At 56.9% G+C, this 3,930-nt stretch carries 3 protein-coding genes and 1 pseudogene; 2 read left to right on the top strand and 2 right to left on the bottom strand.

The features are described 5' to 3' along the window. Window positions 1-44: 44 nt before the first annotated feature. The gene (locus ACFDR9_RS27170; protein WP_409033005.1) at window positions 45-431 is read right to left on the bottom strand and encodes a CYTH domain-containing protein; all 387 of its coding nucleotides are present in this window, start codon (window positions 429-431) and stop codon (window positions 45-47) included. Between the two features lie 387 nt (window positions 432-818). Here ACFDR9_RS27170 and ACFDR9_RS27165 point away from each other — a divergent pair, with 387 nt between their 5' ends. Next, entirely contained in the window at window positions 819-1,397 is a 579-nt protein-coding gene (locus ACFDR9_RS27165) for a recombinase family protein (protein WP_409033004.1), read from the top strand. Window positions 1,398-1,400: 3 nt separating this feature from the next. Continuing rightward, a pseudogene (locus ACFDR9_RS27160) lies at window positions 1,401-1,748 on the top strand (DUF4158 domain-containing protein); the annotation flags it as partial. 310 nt (window positions 1,749-2,058) lie between these two features. Here ACFDR9_RS27160 and ACFDR9_RS27155 read toward each other — a convergent pair. Then, a complete protein-coding gene (locus ACFDR9_RS27155; RefSeq protein WP_409033003.1) occupies window positions 2,059-3,090 on the bottom strand; it encodes a DNA-binding protein in 1,032 nt (343 codons plus the stop codon). Window positions 3,091-3,930: the final 840 nt, after the last annotated feature.

The following is a 3,930-nucleotide window of genomic DNA, read 5'->3' as shown; positions in this document are numbered from 1 at the left end:
CAACCCGCCACCAATGGAGAAAAAAGCTGCCTGAAATACGAGATTTAGACTCTCGCCGATTCAACCAGGTGTTTCAAAGTCATTGACACGCTCCGGATGCGCTCTACCTTGATCTGCCGAGCAATTTCTGATGGCTGGGGAACGGCGCTTGAGAGAGCGGATTCCCATTCACCGCGCTGATGCAGAGATGCAGAGCTGACAGAAGCGGTCTTCACCGTCTGAGTCCGTATTGAGCCTTCTTCTGACAGTCCATCCTCCCTCACGCGCAACGTAACCCCGTGCCTCCATAAATCCAATTTTTTAGTATCGTAGTACGTGTCTACAAGTTGATGTTCGGACGGGACGGCGCGAGCGTTATCGACAAGGAGTGGATGTTCATAGATGCGCGAGCGATCAATAGCGTCAATTTTTAGTTTGAGTTCGGTTTCCATATTTTCTATTTCCCATTGTCATTTCGAGAGCCTTAACAGATGTATTTTGGAGAGCCGGCAGCTCCATCCTTGGCTGAAATGGTATCACCGCCGAATTTGTAAGACATTCCAATTCCGCGCAAAAATCTATCGGAAACGAAATGTAGTTAGCCAACCCGGCAGGCTTGACGCTCAGATCGCCGTTTCATGGCAGTTGCCTCGCTCGACATTAGTTGCTGATTAGCGTATGGCCGAACGCCGCCCGTCGGAAAACAAGTGTTTTCCGACGGGCCAGCAGGCGACACCGGAAGCTCACATGTGAAGGGTGGTGAATAGCTGAAAAATGTGCGGAAAACTATGTCGTCATGATGTAGCATACGCCAACCACACATCACAGGTTTTCCGCACATGCTTGTCGGGTACATGCGAGTTTCGTCCGAGCCAGACCGCCAAAACACTGATCTGCAGCGCGACGCCCTGTTGGCGGCGGGCGTCGACGCTCGACACCTGTTTGAAGATCGAGCTTCCGGTGCCAAGGATGATCGGCCCGGCTTGGTCCAGGCGCTTGAATTCGTGCGGTCTGGCGATGTGCTCGTTGTCTGGAAGCTGGACCGACTCGGACGCTCGCTGCAGCACTTGCTCACTATCGTGAACACGCTAAAGGATAGACAGGTTGCTTTTCGTTCTCTTACCGAAGGCATGGATACCACGACAGCATCAGGCGAATTACTGTTTCATGTGTTCGGCGCGCTCGCCCAGTACGAACGCGCCTTGACCAAGGAGCGCGTGACCGCCGGACTCGCAGCCGCGCGCCGACGCGGCCGTGTCGGTGGTCGTCCGCCAGCGATTACCGGTGAGAAGCTGGACTCCATTGTTACTGCTCTGAACGGTGGGATGTCCAAGGCCGCCGTCTGCCGAACATTCGGCGTCAAGCGAACCACGTTGATCGAAACCATCGCACGAATCGGCGAAATCGGGTCAACGTAACGCATGCCACGCCGCTCAATACTTTCCGCAACTGAGCGGGACAGCCTACTGGCGCTCCCGCAAAGCCAAGACGACCTGATCCAGCATTACAGCTTTACCGAGTCCGATTTGTCCTTGATTCGGCAGCGCCGAGGCGACGCCAATCGGCTCGGCTTTGCCGTCCAGTTGTGCCTGCTGCGTGATCAGACCAGACGCGAACATTTCCAGGAATTGCGCGCCTACCTCAGCTTGTCCGCGTTTAGCTTGCCGGATTTTCGCAAGCTGTCGTACAGCCTTGCTGACCTCGCCATGCAGACTGATAAAGGGCTGGTGCTCGCGGCCAAAGCCTTGGAGACGCTGCGGCAGCGGAACGCGGGATACCGGCAAGCTGAAAGACGAATCCCTGCTTCAGTTCCTTGCGCCGCTCGGATGGGAGCACATCAACCTGACCGGCGATTACGTTCGGCATCAGAACCGGATGATCGACGAGGGGCAATTTCGGCCGCTACGAACGCATGAAAAACCTTAGCGTGCTATTTTTTTCTTTTTCCCTGCTCTTCCCTACACGTTCGGCATGCCGGTCAGTTAGGTGGCTCCGGCGTAGGAATAGTTAAAACCAACGGCGTAACCCCGGGGGCCAACCTTACGGCCTTCCCCCGGCTCTTTGCCTTTGGTTGATTTTTTAGCGCTTCCGGCTCGCCAACTGCGCTTGCAGCGCAGCTTTTTCCTCGATCAGCGTTAAACGCGCTGCCTCTTGGCTGTTTTCCTTGTTCTCCGCCTGGCGCAGGCGTTCGCCGAGTAGTTCCGCCTGGTGCTGGCGGCCCGCCAGGGCGATGCGCGCTTCGGTCAGCGCCGTCTGCGTGGTGGCGAGTTTTCCGGCGAGGGCGGCGCCGGCCGCCGACGCCTCTTTGAATTGATAGGCCAGTTGGTCGCGCTCCGGCCGCATCGCGGCGAGGTCACCCTGGAGGGCGTCGGCGGCCTCGCGCCAGCGGTCCTGCTCAAGCTGCGATTGCGCCAGTTGCGTCTCCCGCTGGGTCAGGGCCGCTTGCTGGATCTGCCCGTGCTGGCGGGCGCCAGCCAGATCCTGCTCCAAGCGCGCTACGCGCTGGTCCGCCGCCTGGCGTTCCTCGGTGCGCTGTGCCGCCGTCGCGTGCTGGTAGTGCTCGAACTGCGTGCGGGCCTGCGCCAGTTGCTGGTTCAGCGCGGCCACCTCGGCGGCGCGGTCGGCCAGGCGCGCGCGCAGGCCGGCGTTGTCGCTTTCCAGCCCGGCCAGCGTAATGGCGCCGCTGTGGTGCTCAGCGCGCAGCTGCGACAGCTCGTCCTTGGTCTGGGCCAGATCGGCGGCCAGCGCCAGCTTGGTCTGCGACAGGTTGCGGTTGTCCGCCTGGCTTTGCTCCAGGCGCTCGGCGGCGCCCTGTAACGCGATACGCTGGGCTTCGCTTGCCTGCGCCAACTGCAGGCCGACGTCCGCCTGCAGCTTCTGATACAGCCCTTTGACGGCCAGCAGCAATTCGGCGGGCACGCCGGTTTCAGCCGCCACCACGGATTCCTGATGCTCGACCTTCCAGCGCTTGAGCAGGGGCGCAATGGTGCTTTTACTACCAGTGCCGCCCAAGGCCTCGCGGACGCTGTCGACGGTGGGGTTTTTGCCCTCGGCGGCCACTTTTTCGGCGGCTTTCATAACGTGGGAATACAGGATACCGATGCGTGCCATAAGCCCATCCATGAAATAACGTAACGTATTACGTGATACGTAATTATACATAAAATTACGTTAAAAAAGTTGCCTTCTTCAAGCTTTATAACATCTGATAATGTTGATTATCGTGAGTTATGAAGCCGATAGAACGGATTTTTCATGTTCTGCCCGGTACATCTCCAGTCCATGACTTATTGGAACCGGCCCTCGTCTACGTCGAATTCGCGGTTCCTCTGGCGCGTTGCGTTCGTGTCACTGCTCGTGTTCACGGCAGGGCCAACCAGCCACCACCCAAAGCGAAAGCGCACCCTGGTCCGCTGTGCGAAGGCCGTTGGACTGGAGGGTAATTATGTCGGCGGTAAGATTGATGAAAATGCAAGTTCTCATCCTTTCACGCACGAGCGGACCAATAAGTCGGCTGTGCCCTCCACGATATTGCCTTGTTACTTGTGTTACGTGGGAGCCAACTCCTACCATGAATTCCGGACTACCCGATGTATAAAAGGATGATTATGCCTCCCAGGACAATGCAAGAACGTAATGAATATGCTGCGCTGTTCAGTGGCAGCCTTGACGCCGCACTATCCCGACATGCAGCGGATCGGATACTACATTTCTTCTTTTTTTGCTTCTATGTTGAGATCACTTGCGATTACCTTGCTATTTATAATGTCTGCATATTGCCAAAAGATGCCATTAGTCCCACCTCGTTGTACACAAGTCCGGACCAACATCCAGCCGGTTTGAAAACGCGTTTACATTCAATGACTTAACGCGCCCCTTGTAAACTTGCCATTATTCAGGTTTACTCTCGTCTTTTGCGTGGACGAATTGGCGACAGCATCAGCACCTTGG

It is taken from the genome of Janthinobacterium sp. CG_23.3, from assembly GCF_046115965.1.
Lineage (GTDB): Bacteria > Pseudomonadota > Gammaproteobacteria > Burkholderiales > Burkholderiaceae_D > Janthinobacterium.
Note: the sequence above shows the minus strand (reverse complement) of the source record. Positions and strands in the feature narration are given on the sequence as shown.

What these genes read in the sequence shown, in the direction of transcription:
- ACFDR9_RS27155 (WP_409033003.1), bottom strand. Translation starts at nt 3,090, where the DNA reads ATGGCACGCATCGGTATCCTGTATTCCCACGTTATGAAAGCCGCCGAA.
- ACFDR9_RS27165 (WP_409033004.1), top strand. Translation starts at nt 819, where the DNA reads ATGCTTGTCGGGTACATGCGAGTTTCGTCCGAGCCAGACCGCCAAAAC.
- ACFDR9_RS27170 (WP_409033005.1), bottom strand. Translation starts at nt 431, where the DNA reads ATGGAAACCGAACTCAAACTAAAAATTGACGCTATTGATCGCTCGCGC.